The organism is Sorangium sp. So ce448, assembly GCF_051520915.1.
In the GTDB taxonomy this organism is placed as follows: Bacteria; Myxococcota_A; Polyangia; order Polyangiales; family Polyangiaceae; genus Sorangium; species Sorangium cellulosum_B.
Genome location: NZ_CP150343.1, coordinates 7,125,526 through 7,139,679 on the forward strand (window position 1 = coordinate 7,125,526; position 14,154 = coordinate 7,139,679).

General features: G+C 73.1%; 15 protein-coding genes. 4 read left to right on the forward strand and 11 right to left on the reverse strand.

The genetic code is table 11. From position 1 onward, the window contains the following. Positions 1-274 precede the first annotated feature (274 nt). Genes WMF45_RS26945 through WMF45_RS26955 form a run of 3 tightly spaced genes read right to left on the reverse strand, consistent with a single transcriptional unit; the run spans position 275 to position 4,400 of the window. Entirely contained in the window at positions 275-1,546 is a 1,272-nt protein-coding gene (locus WMF45_RS26945) for a hypothetical protein (protein WP_437707335.1), read from the reverse strand. Further along, positions 1,485-2,534, reverse strand: coding sequence for a matrixin family metalloprotease (locus WMF45_RS26950; protein ID WP_437707336.1), 1,050 nt, complete (start codon positions 2,532-2,534; stop codon positions 1,485-1,487). Before WMF45_RS26950 ends, WMF45_RS26945 begins: the two co-directional genes overlap by 62 nt. A gap of 15 nt (positions 2,535-2,549) precedes the next feature. Continuing rightward, a complete protein-coding gene (locus tag WMF45_RS26955; protein WP_437707337.1) occupies positions 2,550-4,400 on the reverse strand; it encodes a hypothetical protein in 1,851 nt (616 codons plus the stop codon). Between the two features lie 122 nt (positions 4,401-4,522). Between WMF45_RS26955 and WMF45_RS26960 the strand changes: the two genes are divergently transcribed. After that, positions 4,523-5,128 (forward strand): FKBP-type peptidyl-prolyl cis-trans isomerase, encoded by a 606-nt coding sequence (locus tag WMF45_RS26960; RefSeq protein WP_437707338.1) that lies wholly within the window; start codon positions 4,523-4,525, stop codon positions 5,126-5,128. A 40-nt stretch (positions 5,129-5,168) separates the two neighbouring features. On the opposite strand, the gene WMF45_RS26965 is transcribed toward WMF45_RS26960, so the two are convergent. The 3 genes from WMF45_RS26965 to WMF45_RS26975 all read right to left on the reverse strand — a co-directional run bounded on the left by WMF45_RS26965 (position 5,169) and on the right by WMF45_RS26975 (position 7,737). Continuing rightward, positions 5,169-6,284, reverse strand: coding sequence for a pyridoxal-phosphate-dependent aminotransferase family protein (locus WMF45_RS26965; protein WP_437707339.1), 1,116 nt, complete (start codon positions 6,282-6,284; stop codon positions 5,169-5,171). Between the two features lie 48 nt (positions 6,285-6,332). Further along, on the reverse strand, positions 6,333-7,190 hold the full coding sequence (locus tag WMF45_RS26970; protein ID WP_437707340.1) for a serine/threonine protein kinase: 858 nt from the start codon (positions 7,188-7,190) through the stop codon (positions 6,333-6,335). 121 nt (positions 7,191-7,311) lie between these two features. Beyond that, positions 7,312-7,737 carry a tellurite resistance TerB family protein gene (locus WMF45_RS26975; RefSeq protein ID WP_437707341.1) on the reverse strand — a complete coding sequence of 142 codons (426 nt, stop codon included), beginning with the start codon at positions 7,735-7,737 and terminating at the stop codon, positions 7,312-7,314. A gap of 163 nt (positions 7,738-7,900) precedes the next feature. Here WMF45_RS26975 and WMF45_RS26980 point away from each other — a divergent pair, with 163 nt between their 5' ends. After that, positions 7,901-8,638, forward strand: coding sequence for a tetratricopeptide repeat protein (locus WMF45_RS26980; RefSeq protein ID WP_437707342.1), 738 nt, complete (start codon positions 7,901-7,903; stop codon positions 8,636-8,638). Between the two features lie 27 nt (positions 8,639-8,665). Here WMF45_RS26980 and WMF45_RS26985 read toward each other — a convergent pair whose 3' ends face one another. Both WMF45_RS26985 and WMF45_RS26990 read right to left on the reverse strand, forming a co-directional pair. Continuing rightward, positions 8,666-9,034 (reverse strand): hypothetical protein, encoded by a 369-nt coding sequence (locus tag WMF45_RS26985; RefSeq protein WP_437707343.1) that lies wholly within the window; start codon positions 9,032-9,034, stop codon positions 8,666-8,668. A 10-nt stretch (positions 9,035-9,044) separates the two neighbouring features. Beyond that, positions 9,045-9,395: a hypothetical protein gene (locus tag WMF45_RS26990; RefSeq protein ID WP_437707344.1), complete on the reverse strand. Its 351-nt coding sequence runs from the start codon at positions 9,393-9,395 to the stop codon at positions 9,045-9,047. Between the two features lie 189 nt (positions 9,396-9,584). Between WMF45_RS26990 and WMF45_RS26995 the strand changes: the two genes are divergently transcribed. Beyond that, positions 9,585-10,295 (forward strand): nucleotidyltransferase family protein, encoded by a 711-nt coding sequence (locus WMF45_RS26995; protein ID WP_437707345.1) that lies wholly within the window; start codon positions 9,585-9,587, stop codon positions 10,293-10,295. On the opposite strand, the gene WMF45_RS27000 is transcribed toward WMF45_RS26995, so the two are convergent. From WMF45_RS27000 to WMF45_RS27010, 3 genes are all read right to left on the reverse strand, one after another. Continuing rightward, positions 10,284-11,429: a DegT/DnrJ/EryC1/StrS family aminotransferase gene (locus WMF45_RS27000; protein ID WP_437707346.1), complete on the reverse strand. Its 1,146-nt coding sequence runs from the start codon at positions 11,427-11,429 to the stop codon at positions 10,284-10,286. The genes WMF45_RS26995 and WMF45_RS27000 overlap by 12 nt on opposite strands. A gap of 77 nt (positions 11,430-11,506) precedes the next feature. Beyond that, positions 11,507-12,505 (reverse strand): SDR family NAD(P)-dependent oxidoreductase, encoded by a 999-nt coding sequence (locus tag WMF45_RS27005; protein WP_437707347.1) that lies wholly within the window; start codon positions 12,503-12,505, stop codon positions 11,507-11,509. A 175-nt stretch (positions 12,506-12,680) separates the two neighbouring features. Beyond that, entirely contained in the window at positions 12,681-13,043 is a 363-nt protein-coding gene (locus tag WMF45_RS27010; protein WP_437707348.1) for a hypothetical protein, read from the reverse strand. Positions 13,044-13,222: 179 nt separating this feature from the next. On the opposite strand from WMF45_RS27010, the gene WMF45_RS27015 reads away from it, so the two are divergent. Continuing rightward, positions 13,223-14,083 (forward strand): endonuclease/exonuclease/phosphatase family protein, encoded by an 861-nt coding sequence (locus WMF45_RS27015; protein ID WP_437707349.1) that lies wholly within the window; start codon positions 13,223-13,225, stop codon positions 14,081-14,083. Positions 14,084-14,154: the final 71 nt, after the last annotated feature.

The window sequence follows — 14,154 nt, forward strand, 5'->3', positions numbered from 1 at the left end:
AGGACGCTCGCCCGTCTTGGCATTCGACTCTGGGCACCCGACCCAGGTTGAGGACGCCCAGAGGACGCCCAGGTTGAGGGTGCCCGTCCGGGCATCCGAGCGAGCGTCCGACCCAGGTTGAGGGCGTCCGACCCAGGTTGAGGGCGAGAACGAGGGGCGAGCGAAGGTGCGTCCGACCCAGGTCAAGAGCGTCCGCCCCCGCGACGTTCGAGCGGCGCCGCGCCGGACATCTTTTTGCGTAGCCCCCCGCGCAGGCGGCGATCGCCGGGACGGCTCAGCCCGCCGCCGGGGCCTGCTGCGCCTGGGCGCGCGCCCGGAGGCGCTGCTTGGCGGAGGGGCCGCCGGCGTGGCGCACCGAGGCGACGGCGCGATCCATCGCGTCCTGCCAGTAGCGCGCGACGTCCTCGCGCTCGGTGAGGAGGGCGTCGATGGGCCCGTGGTCGGTCTCGATCTCGACAGCGAACCGATCGCCGCGCGGGAGCACGCGGATATCGCGGACCTCCCCGGCGGAGATGGCCGCCCCCAGCCGACCCTCGGGGCGCAGGTCGATCGCGCCGGTGCGGCTCACCCAGGGGGCGACGACGAAGCGGCCCGGGCCGAACGACACGACCGGGGCGGAGCGCGCCGCGTAACGGGACGAGAACCTCGCGACGCCAAGGAAGGCGTAGCCCGCGAGCGAGAGCAGCACGGCGGCGCTGCCGACGCCGATGGCGATGCCGCTGTCGCCCGCGGAGACGCTCCGCATGACCTGGATCCAGAGCGCGAGCGCGCCGAGCAGCAGCGCGGCCCCGATGAGCGCATTGCGGGCCGCCGAGCCACGCGGGCCGTGGCTCGCGTGGTCCCGCAAGACGAGGAGCTCGCCCTCGCTCCGGATCGCGAACCGCGACAGCGCGGCGGCCGGCAGCGCTGGCGGCGGAGTCGGGGCAGGCTCCGGGAGGGGCCGCGGCGCGATGGCACCGGGCGGCTCGGTACCCCGCGCCGTTTCCAGCGGGACGCCCAGCGCGGCCGCGAGCGGCGCCGCCACCGCCTCGACGAGCGCCTCCGCCCGCGCGGCCTCGAGATCCTGCGCCTCGGCGACGAGCAGGCGCCGCGCCGCCGTGACGCGCGCAGGCGCGGGCGCGGCGAGCGCGAGCCAGGCGGCGACGTAGGTCCGCTCGCGCGCGCACGTGGGTGCGCCGCAGCATGGGCGCCGCTCCGAGATCACCTGAACGCCCACCGCGTCGCGAGGCTCGGCCGTGCCCTCCCCCGTCCCGCCCGCGAGCCTCAGCGGCGCCAGCCGGAGGAGGCTCGCGCCGCGCTCGATCCGGAGCCATACGGGGTCCCGCGGCGCCGGGCCGAAGCCTGTATCCTGCTCCCGCCGCGGCGCGCCAAGCTCGGGCGCCGCCCGGAGGATCAGCGGCGCGCCGCCGCCCTCCGCCGCGAGGGCACGCGCCGCCCCGGCCGGATCGCCGAGCGGATCGAGGGCGGAAACGGAGCTGTCGGCCTCAAGGGAGCGGAGGGCACGCGCGACCTCCGCCTCGAACGCTGCGGTGCTCGGCTCGGGCATGGCGGGACGTTTGCCCCGGCTGCGCTGGGTTGTAAAGCGCACCCGTCCGCGCGACAACACGGGGGGCGCGCTCTCCTGCCCCGCCCGATCGCCGCCGCTCGCGCAGGGTCCAGCGCGGCCGCCGGCGCCAGAAGGCCAGCAGCGCGCCGAGCGCCGTCATCGGCAGGGCGCCGGGAGCGATCGGCGGCTGGCCAGCGCCCGAGCAGGAGCAGCCGGCGTCACCCTCGGCCTCGTCCACATTGCCGCTCTTCGGCCTGTCCTCGCCCTCCGACGCCGCGCCGCCCGATCCGCCCGAGGCCGCCGTCGCGCCCGCGCCGGAGCCGCCGCCACCCGCGCTCGCAGCGCTCGCCCCGGCGAGCGGGTAGAGGGCACAGACCCCTTCGATGTCGTCGTCCTCGAGCGTGCGCGCCGACGTGCCGCCCGGGTAGAACGCCAGCATCGTCGCGCCGCGCACGTTCGTGTGACCGAGGCCGAGGAAGTGCCCTTCTTCGTGCGTCGCGATCGACCGCATATCGATGCAGTCTCCATCGCCCGTGTCGTTCCAGCAGAAGCCGACGTCGTTGAAGATCATGTCGGCCTCGCCGATGACACCGTCGGCATCCCAGACCGGCATCGTGACGGCGATCACCGAGTCGGCTTGCCCGAGCTCTCCAGGCCAGCTGTCGCTGATCCAGAGAAATACGCTCTTGCCGTCGTCGAAGTCGTAGCCGTCACCCGTGTCGCCGAGGAGCTCGGCCTCCCACGCCGTGCATCCGGGGCTCGACCAGGCCGCGAAGCCGGCCTCGATGCTGGCAGCGGCGAAGCTGGAGAGCGGCCCCGGGATCGTCCCCCCGTTGATGTGGTAGCGGGCCGGCAGCGCGCGCCAGCGAGGGACGACATCGAGATCGAGCGGCGCCCACCCGGCGGCCTCGCGGGCCCCCGCGAGCTGCGCCAGCGCGGCGGCGAGCGGGGCGACCAGGGCGAGCGCGGCCCTGAAGCCTCTCTTCATCCCTCCATCATCGGTTCATCGGTCCTGCGGGACCACCTCGAGTTCCTCGGGCGCCGCGCTCCCCTCGAGGGGCAGCGTCACCTCCACCCCCTCGTGCACCGGCAGGGTCGCCGTGACGGGCCAGGAGCGCGGCGCGCTGCCCTCGCCCGCAGCGACCTCGCGCAGCGTCACGCCGCGCACCGGATTCACGCCGCCGTTGAAGAGACACGCGCGCAGCCGCCCCTCGACGACCGCGGCCGAGCACGGGATGACATCGGCCGTCGCGCGCCGGATCCGGCCGAGCATCACCTCCTCCGCGGGCGCGGCGGGCAGGAGCGCCACGAGCGCGTCGCGGGCGCGCGGGTCGCGGAGCCAGGCGAGCATCATCGCCGCGTGGATGCGCACAACGCGGTAGCGCGCGCGCGTCAGCTGGAAGAAGGCGTCGGGCGACGCCACGCCGGTCTCGCCGTCGAGCATGCCCGTCACGCCGGGCTCGATCTTCACCTCCGTCCCGGGCGCCTCGACGTGCCACTTCACCGCGCGCCCCGGCCCGAGCGCGCCTTCCCAGAACAGCCCGCGCTCGGTGATGCCGGCGCGCTCGCCGCGGCGATCGCGCCGCGCGAACGTGAGCAGCACGCGGAAGTCGCTGACGGGCGCGCCGCTGTTGTTCACGACCGCGAGCTCGAAGTCGTAGCGGCCGCGCGCCGGCCGCGTCGCGCCGCCGTCCCGGCCCGCGTCGCCCGGCGCCGCCCCGGCGTCGCCCTGCTCCCCGGCGGCGTCGCCCTGCCCCGCGCCGGCCTCGCTCTCCGCATCGTCGTCCGCGCGGTCCTGCCGCAGGATCGGCGCGATCACCCCGGCGCCGTCGTCCGGCCCGGTCGATCCGAGCAGGCTGAGGATCGGCACCCCCGCCCGCCAGAGCGGCGAGTCGGCGCGATCGCAGAGGCAGTGCGGGAACGACGGCTCGGCGCGCTCCCGGACCTCGCCCGCGAGGAGCGCGGCCGTGGCTCCGCGGGTCGCCTGCCCGACGCCGCGCGCCGCCTGCCGCTCGGCCGGCGGCTGATCGCGAGGCGCCGCGAACCGCTGCACGAACGCCATCGTCGCCACGATGCCGATCACCGCGAGCGCCGCGGGAACGAGCACGCGGGCCCGGAGCGGGAGCGCGTCGATCCCCTCCTCGACGCCGCGCCTTGGTTCGCGCCCCGGCCGCTCGCCGAGCGGCGTCGGGCGGGGCGCGAACACGGGCGCAGCCGGCGAGCCGGGGGACAGGGCGGCCGCGAGCCGCTCCGACGCGAAGCCCATGCGGCTCGACATCTCCGCCACGAGCGCGTCGCGCAGGCGGTCCGAGGGCGGCCCTCCCCAGGTCGCGAGCCGCGCGACGAAGCGCAGCGCGAGCCAGGTCGCGAGCGCGACGAGGCACGCGAGCGACGCGGTCCCGAGCGGGCCGCTCGCGAGATAGTCGGGGGACAGGGCGGCCGCGAGCACGCCGAGCGGCGCCGGCGCGATCCAGCTCGCCATGCGGGCGTTGAGGCGCGCGCGGTAGGCGCTCTCCATCGCCTCCATCGCCGCCGGCGAGGTCACGCCGGGCACGCCGGGCAGATCGCCCTCGAAGCGCGCGAGGACGAAGCAGTTGTGCGGCGAGCACGCGGACGGATCGAGCGCGACGCAGAGCGCCTTGCCGCGCCGGAAGAGGCCGCGGATCGCCGTGTAGGGCACCCCGAAGCGGACCGGCGCCGCCACGGCGCCCAGGGCGAACCCCTCGGCATAGCCGGCGACCCGGACCAGCTCGACCTCGAGCTCCGCCTCGGCGCAGGTGAAGCGCACCGCGCCAACGGCATTGGCGCCCCCCTCGGCGATCGCCAGGGCAGCGACGGAGAACGCGCGAGCCAAGGTGGCCGCACCCTAACCGCGCGGGCCGGAGCGCTGCAACGGAAACCCGGACGGCCGGGAGGCCCCCGGGCGCGTCGGGTGACCGTTGATCGCCCAGCGCCGGGTGCGTAAGACGTGGCGCCATGAAGCCCCTCCAAATCGTCATCGCCATCTCCTGCGCTGTCCTCCTCGGCCCGGTCGCGGGCTGCGAGGAGAAGGTCCCCGAGCCGGATCTGCCGCCGGGCAGCGCCGTGCCGGTGGTGAAGCCCGCCGAGCCGGAGCCCGCCGATCTCATCAAGGAAGACACCGTCGTGGGCACCGGCCCGGAGGCGAAGGACGGCGACAAAGTCCGCGTCCACTACACGGGGCGCCTGCTGAAGAACAACGCCGAGTTCGACTCCTCCGTCGGCCGCGAGCCGTTCGAGTTCACGCTCGGCGCGTCGGAGGTCATCAAGGGCTGGGACCAGGGCGTGGCCGGGATGAAGGTGGGCGGCAAGCGCAAGCTCACGATCCCCTCCCGCCTCGGCTACGGCGACGCGGGCAGCCCGCCGAAGATCCCGGCCAAGGCGACGCTGGTCTTCGACATCGAGCTGCTCGGCGTCGGCGACGCGGCGAAGGACGCGGCCGGGGACAAGGCCGGGAAGACCACGGCCGACAAGGCGGCCAAGCCCGCGGGCGACAAGGCGGCCAAGGGCGACAAGCCCGCCGCGCCGGCCGAGAAGAAGGAGGCACCCAAGGAGGCGAAGTGAGCCGCAGGTGGCCGCGCGGAGCGAGCCGCGGGCCCCGCGCTCAGACGACGCGCGCGAGCGCCTTCAGGAAGATCTCGTAGGCCTCGAGCGGGTACTCACCCATGTGGAAGATCCGGAACAGCCGGTCCGAGAGCTTCCCCTGGGCCGCGTAGATCTCGAACACGTGCCCATCGACCGGCTCGCTGGCGAGCCGGCTCGCCATCTCGTCGTAGGTCCGCCCGGCCGGGATGTGCAGCGCCGTCCCGATCGACTGGAGCGGCATGTTCTCCCAGCGCGCGATCGTCAGCCCGAGGCGCTCGTAGCCGGGGCGCAGGATCGCGCAGCGCGCCTTGTACACGGCGTGACGCCCGGCGACGCCGCCGGTGGCGGCGAGGTGATCGAGCGCCGCGATCACCTGGCAGAGGCTCATCGGATCGATCGTGTACGGGTGCGCGCCGCCCTGCTGGGCGCGCCAGCTCTTGTGGAGCTCCAGGCTCGGGACGCGGGCGGGGATCCGCTCCATCTCTGCGAGCAGGTCCTTCCGGACCAGCGCCACGGTCAGGTTCGGGTGGCTGTGCAGGCCCTTGTTGCACGAGCCCATGACGGCGGCGATGCCTGAACCTTCGAGGGCCAGCGGCTCGACGAAGAGCGCGCTGATGCCGTCGACGAGGAGCTTCTTGCCGTACTTCCGGGCAAGCGCGCCCACCTCGGGCAAGGGGTTCAACGTGCACGTCGACGTGCCCCCGTAGACCATGGCCACCGCGTCGACCTCGTCCGCCGCCAGGATGGCCTCGATCTTCGCGAGGTCCGGCCTCTCGCCGTAGGGCAGGCACATGTCGACGACCGGCTGGCCGAGCGTGGCGGCGTACTCGAAGATCCGGTCGCCGTAGGCGCCGTTCCGGACGACGAGGAGCCGCTCGTCGCGCCGCAAGCAGGAGCCGAGCACGGCGGCCATGGAGGTCGAGCCCGAGCCAGTGAGGAGGATGGCCTCGTAGCTGGGCGCGCCGAGGGCCTCGACGATGCCGTGCCGTGCCCGGTCGAGCAGCGGCCGGAGCCGGGGGCCACGCGGGACGATCGGGCTCTCCCCGTAGGTGCGGGAGACCTGGTTCACCGCGTCCGGCAGGTGGAAGACCGCGGGCGTGAGCGAGACGACGCGTGGCGTTTCGGCGGCGATCATGCCGCGAGATCTAGCCCGGAACGCGCGCGGGACGCAGCGGAGATTGCGCTAGGCCCAGCGGAGCTGGCGCAGATCGTCCCAGACATCGCGCGCGCAGTGGTAGCGGTAGGCGTCGCGGCGGCGCAGCAGCTTGGCGATCACCTGGCTGAGCGGCGTGCCGAGCGCCTCGGCCTTCTGCCGGGGGGTGCCCTCGGCGATCTGCCGCGTGATCTCCTCGTACGCGACGTTCACGTCGATGGCCGGCTGCCCGGTGTGCATCTGGTACATGAGCAGGCCGAGCTGGTAGAGGTCGCTCTGCGTCGTCGTGTAGCCCGCCGTCACGAGCTCTGGCACGAGGATCTTCGGGTTCGCGACCTGCGGGCGGAACCAGCGGGTGACGCCGTCGAGCTGGTGCGCCACGCCGAAGTCGGTGAGCTTGACGAGCGGCCTGTGGTCGAGCTGGGAGATGAGCACGTTGCCCGCGTGCAGGTCGGCGTGCACGACGCCGTTGTCGTGCAGGTACTGCAGCGTCATCAGCAGCTGGCGCGAGAGCTCCAGGAGCAGCGGCGGCTGGAACGGGGCGCCGAGCAGCGCCCGGAGGCTCGTGTCGCACCGCTCGAGCGCCAGGTAGAACAGGTAATTCACCTCGAACGCGTCGTGGATGTAGACGATGTTCGGGTGGCGGAAGCTCTCCAGGCGGAGCATCTCGCGCGACCACTCTTCCTTGACGACCTGGTAGGGCTTGTTCGCCGGCCGCAGCATCTTCAGGGCGTACACCTGATCGAACGGCCCGCTGCACTCGTACACCGAGCCATACTGCCCGTCGCCGATGAGCGCCCCGATCACGTACGTCCCCCGGGTGGAGGTCAGCGCTGAGCCCGGCACCGGAAACGGGATCAGGAAACTGCCAGTGGAAGACCAGGTCACGGCGAGGCCATCGTAACCGAAAACGCCGGCGCCCGTTCACCCCGCCGCGCGCGCCCCGCGTTCGCGACGCAGGGGGCGCCCATGTCCCCCCGCACGCGGCGCGCCGAGGGCGGCCGGCCGCTCATGAAGCGGCGAGCTTCCGCACGATCTCCGCGGCCTCGGCCTGATCGAGCTCGAGCGCCGCGGCGACGTCGAGCAAGAGCTCGCGCTCGCTGCTCCTGACGATCCCGTCGGCGACCACGACCTGAGCGGCCAGGAAGAAGGCGACCTTCCGGGCCTGCGGGCTGGCCAGCCGTTCCTTGAGCGACGCGAGCCGGGCCGCGCGGCCCTCCTTGTGGAGCTGCTCCACCACGGTCTGGAGGAGCGTGTCCATGGTGCTCTGCGGGATCCGTCGATCCGTGAGCGACTCTACGCTCCGGGCGAAATGGACCTTCTCCTCCGGGCTGAACTCGCCGTCGGCGAACGCCGCGAGGAACATCAGCTCGACGAGCGCCTCGAGGTTCGGCTCATCAAGCGTTTGCAGCGGAGGAGGGCTCATCTGGGGCATCGGCTCCGTGTACACCGAGGCCCGGCGCGGGACCAGCCCTGGAGCGTCCGCTGTACCCCGCGCGCCCGGGGCAAACGCGCGCGCCCGGGCCAAACGCGGCGGGGTTGAACGCGCCCGAGGGGCGGCATTGGGAGAGCGCTCCCTGTGTGTCATGAGTTCGAGCATGCACGTGCGCGAACTCGCCCAGCCGCTCCTCGGCGCGCTCTTCCTCTGCGGCTGCAGCAGCGCGACCGCGGCGCGGCGCCCTGCCGATCCGGGCCGACCTGCACCCGAGGGGCGCGCGGCGACGCCGCAGGCCGCGGCGAGCGCCGAGGCGGCCCCGCCGCCGCTGCGGCTGCCCTGCGAGGCGGACGATCTCGTCGGCTGCACGAACGGCTGCGCCGACCACCAGATCGAGGACTGCGTGACGCTGGGATCGATGTACCTCGGCGGAGCGATCGTCTCGATCGACGTGGAGCGAGCGATGACGCTGTTCGAGAAGGCGTGCGCGGAGGGGAGCGCGCGCGGCTGCTTGCGGCTCGGCGACGCCTACCACGATCGGCTCGCGCGCGCGGACGGCGCCGGCGGGGCGAGCGAGGCGGACGAGGCGGCGCTCTACTGGCACGCGCGCGCATGCCACGCGGGCGCGAACCTCGGATGCCTCGCGGCAGGCAGGGCCTACCTCCACGGCCAGGGCGCGAGCGCCGATCCCGGGCGCGCGGCCGCGCTGTTCCAGCGCGTCTGCGAGCGCGGGAACGCCCCCGCCTGCGTCGAGCTCGGACATCTCCACGCGGAGGGCGAGGGCGTGAAGCGCGATGACCGGAAGGCGGTCGAGCTGTTCACGAAGGCCTGCAAGCTGGGCCTCGACGAGGGGTGCCTGCGGGCGAGCCGGTCCGGCGACGTCCTCCCGCCGCGCGACTGACGCGCCCTCGACCGCCGCTCTTCGCCGTCAGTCGGTCCGGCGGCGCTGGGCGATGTCCAGCGCCGCCGTGATCATCGCGGTGAGCTGTGTGTCCGACACGTTCTCGGAGGGGAGCACCACGAGCTCGGCGCCGATGCGCCGCGACAGCTCCATGAACCCTTCCGGATCGAACGCCCGCACGTCGTGCGTCATCACGATGGCCAGCGGGTTCAGCCACGCCGCGCTGCCGCGCAGCGACACGAGATCGCACGCGAGCAGGTCGGCGCCTTCGACGAAGACCAGCCGCCGGCAACGCTCCGCGAGCTGCTCGCTGGCGCTCACGATGAGCACCACCGAGGCCGATGCCGTCCGCTTGCTGCGCCCTGCTGGGCGCGTCGGTAGTTCTCGCGTGCTCATGAAGCCCAGCTCAGCGAGCGAGCAGCGGGCGCCCGTACGGGACGGGCCCGGCGCCCGGCGCCCCAGCCCGCGCCTCGTCGGCGAGGGCGAGATCCATGACGAAGGAGCCGAACGGCAACCGGAAATCCCGGTCGTTCGGTTGGGTCGCGTAGAGGGCGAGCAGCGAGAGCACGCTCCCGATCTGCGCCGCGGCCGGATCGCCCTCGCACGCGTTGAAGCGGTCGGCGAGCGTGCACAGCTGCCGGAAGAGCGGACCGCCCGGGTGCGGGCCGGCGCTGCACATGGCGAAGGTGCCGCTGCCGCGATATCCGAGCTTCCGGCGCTTCCTGGCGGGGGTACGGGACGGAGGTACCATCGTCATGATTGCTGCCCAAGTCGCCTGTGAGGGGTGAATCGCCCCACGCCGGGGCTGACCTGCCGCGGGACGCTCTCCAACCAGTAATAGAGCAGCCCGAAGAGAGTCAATCGGAGAGGACGCCGCGGGCCGGGCGAGCGTGAAATTCTGCGGAATGGTCACCCGTCCGGGCAGCGCGTGGGTATACGTCATCGCATGAAGGCAGTCGTGCTTGCCGGCGGCAAAGGCTCCCGGCTCCGCCCCTACACCGCCCTTATCCCGAAGCCGCTCATGCCGATCGGGGATCACACGATCGTCGAGATCCTCCTCCGGCAGCTGGCGCGGGCGGGGGTCACCGACGTCGTGATGTGCGTCGGCCACCAGGCCGCGCTCATCGAGGCGGTCGTCGGCGAGGGGAGCCGGTACGGGCTGCGCATCGCCTACCAGCGCGAGGACACGCCGCTCGGGACCGTGGGTCCGCTCCGGGTCATCGAGCGGGACCTGCCGGAGCGCTTCCTCGTGATGAACGGCGACATCCTCAGCGATCTCGACTTCACGGCGCTCCACAGGACGGGCGAGTCGACCGGATCGCCGCTCACCGTCGCCGTCTGCGAGCGCGCCTCGAAGATCGACCTGGGGGTGCTCGACCTCGGCCCCGAGGGGCGCGTCGTCAGCTTCCGCGAGAAGCCGACGTACACGTTCTGGGTCAGCATGGGCATCTACGCGATGAGCCGCGGCGTGCTGCGCTTCATCCCCGAGGGCCGGCCGTTCGGGTTCGACGACCTGATGCACGCGCTGCTCGGCGCCGGCGAGCCGGTGGCCACCTTCCCCTTCCAGGGCCACTGGCTCGACATCGGAAGGAGCGACGACTTCGCCGAGGCGCAGGACGAGTTCGAGAAGAACCGGCAGCGGTACCTACCGGACTGACGCGGCGAGCGCCTCGCACACGGCGTCGACGTCGGCGTCGGCCATGCGCGGGTGGAGCGGCAGCGTGAGCTGGCGGCCCGCGATCGCGTCCGTCCGCGAGAGCCCGTCCTTGCGCACCCGGTCGGAGGCGCCGTGGTGCGAGAAGCGGTGGATCGGCGTGTAATGCACGCTCGTCTGGACCCCGCGCGCCTTCATGGCCTCCATCACGGCCTCGCGCGAGGTGCCCTCGGGCAGGAGCACCGGCATGAGGTGGTGCGCGCTCTCCCCCAGCCCGCGCGCGTAGAAGCCGCGGTACGGCAGCCCGAGGCCCCGCATCCCGGCGAGGCGCTCGTGGTAGCGCGCCACGAGCGCGCGCCGGCGCGCGTTGCCCGCCGCGAGCCGGCCGAGCTGCACGAGGCCGATGGCGCTGCGGATCTCGTCGATGCGGTAGTTCATGCCCGCGTCCACGACGTCATAGGTGAACGCGTGCCCCTTGTGCCGATCGAGGGTGAGCGTCGTCATCCCGTGCGCGCGGAGGAGCCGCATGCGCGCGTGGAGCGCGTCGTCCTTCGCGATCACGGCGCCCCCCTCGCCGACCGCGAGGTTCTTGTTCGAGAAGAAGCTCAGGCAGCCGACGTCCCCCAGCGTCCCGAGCGCCCTGCCCCGGTAGCTCGCGAGCGGCGCGTGCGCCGCGTCCTCGACCACCGCGAGCCCCCGCTCGGCCGCGATCGCGCAGATCGCATCCATGTCGCAAGGGTAGCCGGCGTAATGGACGACCGCGATCGCCCGCGTCCTCGGGGTGATCTTGCGGACGATGTCGGCGGGATCGATGCCGAGGTCGTCGTCGCCGACGATGTCGGCGAGCACCACGTTGGCCCCGCACAGGAGCGCGGCGTTGGCGGTCGCCACGAACGTGAGGCTCGGGCAGATCACCTCGTCGCCGGGGCCCACGGAGAGCGCGATGTACGCGAGGTGCAGCGCGGCGGTGCAGTTCGTCACGGCGAGCACCCGCGGGGTGCCGAGCGCCTCGCCGAGCTCCCGCTCGAACTGCGCCGTCCGCTCCCCCATCGTCAACCAGCCCGACGCGACGACCTGCCGCGCGGCCTCGGCTTCTTCAGGCCCGAACGAGAGATCGCTGAGAGGTATCTTCCACATGGCCATCCATCCATCCAGCCGGCGCCTCGCGGAGAGGGCGCGCGAGGCGCCGGCCCCCGGCCGCGCGGCGGCGTGCGTCAGATCGCGTACTCGCGCGGCCGGTAATCGGTGAGGTGACGCTCGACATAGGCGTACGTCCGCGCGAGCCCCTCCTCGAGCGTCACGCGGGGCGCGTAGCCGACGAGCTCCGCGGCGCGGCGGAAGTCCGCGAGCAGCACCATGACCTCGCTCGCGTCGGGGCGCACCCGGCCCTCGTCCGTCACGAGCTCCGCGCGCTTGCCCGTCACCTCGAAGATGAGGTGGACCAGATCGCCGATCGAGATGGCGCGCCCGCTCCCGACGTTGAGCGTCTGCCCCACGGCCCGCGCGCTCGATCCGACGAGGAGGAAGCCGGCGACGGTGTCGGTCACGAAGTTGAGGTCCCGCACCGGGGCGGTGCTGCCGATGCGGAGCGCGGCGCTGCCGGCGGCGAGCTGCTGCATCACGCTCGGGATGATCGCGCGCGACGACTGCCGCGGGCCGTAGGTGTTGAACGGCCGGATGGTCGCCACCTCGAGGCCGAACGAGAGGTGATAGCTCTCGGCGAGCTTGTCGGCGCCGATCTTCGTGGCCGAGTACGGGGACTGGCCGGTCAGGGGGTGCGCCTCGTCGATGGGCGTGTAGCGCGCCGTGCCGTAGGTCTCGCTCGTCGACGTGTGGACCACGCGCGCGCCGTGCTCGCGCGCCGCCTCGAGGACGTTCAGCGTGCCCTGCACGTTCGTCGCCACGTACTGCTGCGGGGCCACGTACGAGTACGGGATCCCGATCAGGGCCGCGAGGTGGAACACGACGTCGGCGCCCCGCACGAGCGACCGGACCGCGCCCGCGTCCTCCACGTTGCCGGGGGCGACCTCGACCTGCGCGAGGACGTCCTCGGGGAGCCGGTCGAGGTGCCCGCGCCGCGAGCCCGAGGTGTACCGGACGAGCGCCCTCACGCGCGCGCCCTCCCGGACCAGCGCCTCGACGAGGTGGCTGCCGATGAACCCGCCGGCGCCGGTCACCACGACGCGCTTGCCGCGATAGAAGCCTTCGCTCACGGCCGCGTCCGTGGCCCCTGCGGGTTCGCGCGTCAAGCGCGTACCGAGGCGGCGCGCCCGTTTGCGCCCGGCAGCGCGGCCCCGCGCGCGGCGCGCGCCGGCCCGCGCCGCGCTCGGGCAGCGCCGCCGCCGCGCAGCGGCCCGCGGGGCTCGCTGGCGGACGGCGTGGCGGGGATCACTGGATCTGGATCTGGTCGGTGGGCGTGTTGCCCGCCCCCTCCGGCGTGCCGATCTCGCGGTGCACGCAGAGCCCCTGCTTGCAGTACGAGTCCGGCGGGGCCTTGCAGTCCACCTTGGGCTCCTCGCACTTGCCCGTCTTGTAGCTCTCCGAGAGGGGCTTGATCTTGTCGAAGGTCGCGTTGCTGATGGGCTTCGCACAGCCCGGCCACTCGCTCTGACGGCAGTCGGCGTCCGTGTTGCAGTGCTGCGCCTTGTTCACCATCTCGAAGGCGTCGCCGCGGACTTTGTCGCACTCCTTGGGATCCATCTTGCTCTCGCAACCGGCGACCAGCGCGAGCAGGAGGAAGCCCGCGGTCATGCAGAGCGAGTTCCGAGGTCGGAAGGAGGCCGATCCAGGCCGCCCGCGTCGACGAGCACACGTGATCATTCAGGTTCTCCCGGTCAAGGCCGCCCTTCCGCGCCGGAGGGGCAGCGGCCTGCGCCGGGCCCTTCGTATCACGGCTGGATCCGGGCGCGCAGCTGGCGTAGCCCGTCGACATGGAACGTCCTCGAGAAGGCTCCGGGATCAGCGGCTCCCCGCACGGCGGATCCGGCATCCGTGTTCGCAGCTCCCTCCGGGTGCTCAGCCTGAACATCTGGAACCGCCACGACCCGTGGGAGGCGCGCCTCGAGCTCATCCGGGAGGGTCTCCGCGAGCTCGATCCCGACGTGGTCGGCCTCCAGGAGGTGCTGTCGTACGAGGGCCGCTCGCTGGCCGACGGCATCGCGGACGGGCTCGGCTACGAGGTCGCGTTCGGCGCCGCGCACGACCTCGGCGGCGGCGTGCTCTTCGGCAACGCCGTGCTGTCGCGCTGGCCGATCGCTCGGAGCCAGGCGTTCCCCCTGCCCACGGGCGAGACCGACGAGAAGCGCTCGATCCTGCTCGCCGAGCTCGGGTCGCCCCACGGCGCGATCCCGTTCTTCGTCACCCACCTCAACTGGAAGTTCCACCACGGCGCCGTGCGCGAGGCGCAGGTCGCGGCCGTGGCCGACATCGTCATGCGCGAGGCGCCCATGGAGGGCCTGCCGCCCATCGTCGTCGGCGACTTCAACGCGCAGCCCGAGGCCACGGAGATCCGGTTCATGAAGGGGCTGCACGCCCTGAACCAGAAGAGCGTGTACTTCGCCGACACCTTCGACCAGACGGGCAAGGGCCCCGGATTCACCTTCGATCCGGTGCGGAACCCGTTCGCGGCCATCACGAACGAGTACCCGCGCCGCATCGATTACGTCTTCGTCCGCGGCCCGGACGCGCAGGGGCGAGGCAAGCCGCTCTCGTCGAGGGTCGTCTTCGAGGAGATCCGCAACGGCGTCGCCGCTTCGGATCATTACGGGGTTCTCTCGGAGATCGCGATGTAAAGCCGGGCCGGCGCCCCTCACGGGGCGTGCGCTCCGGCACGTGCCCGGAGATGCCCTGTTCACGTGTACAC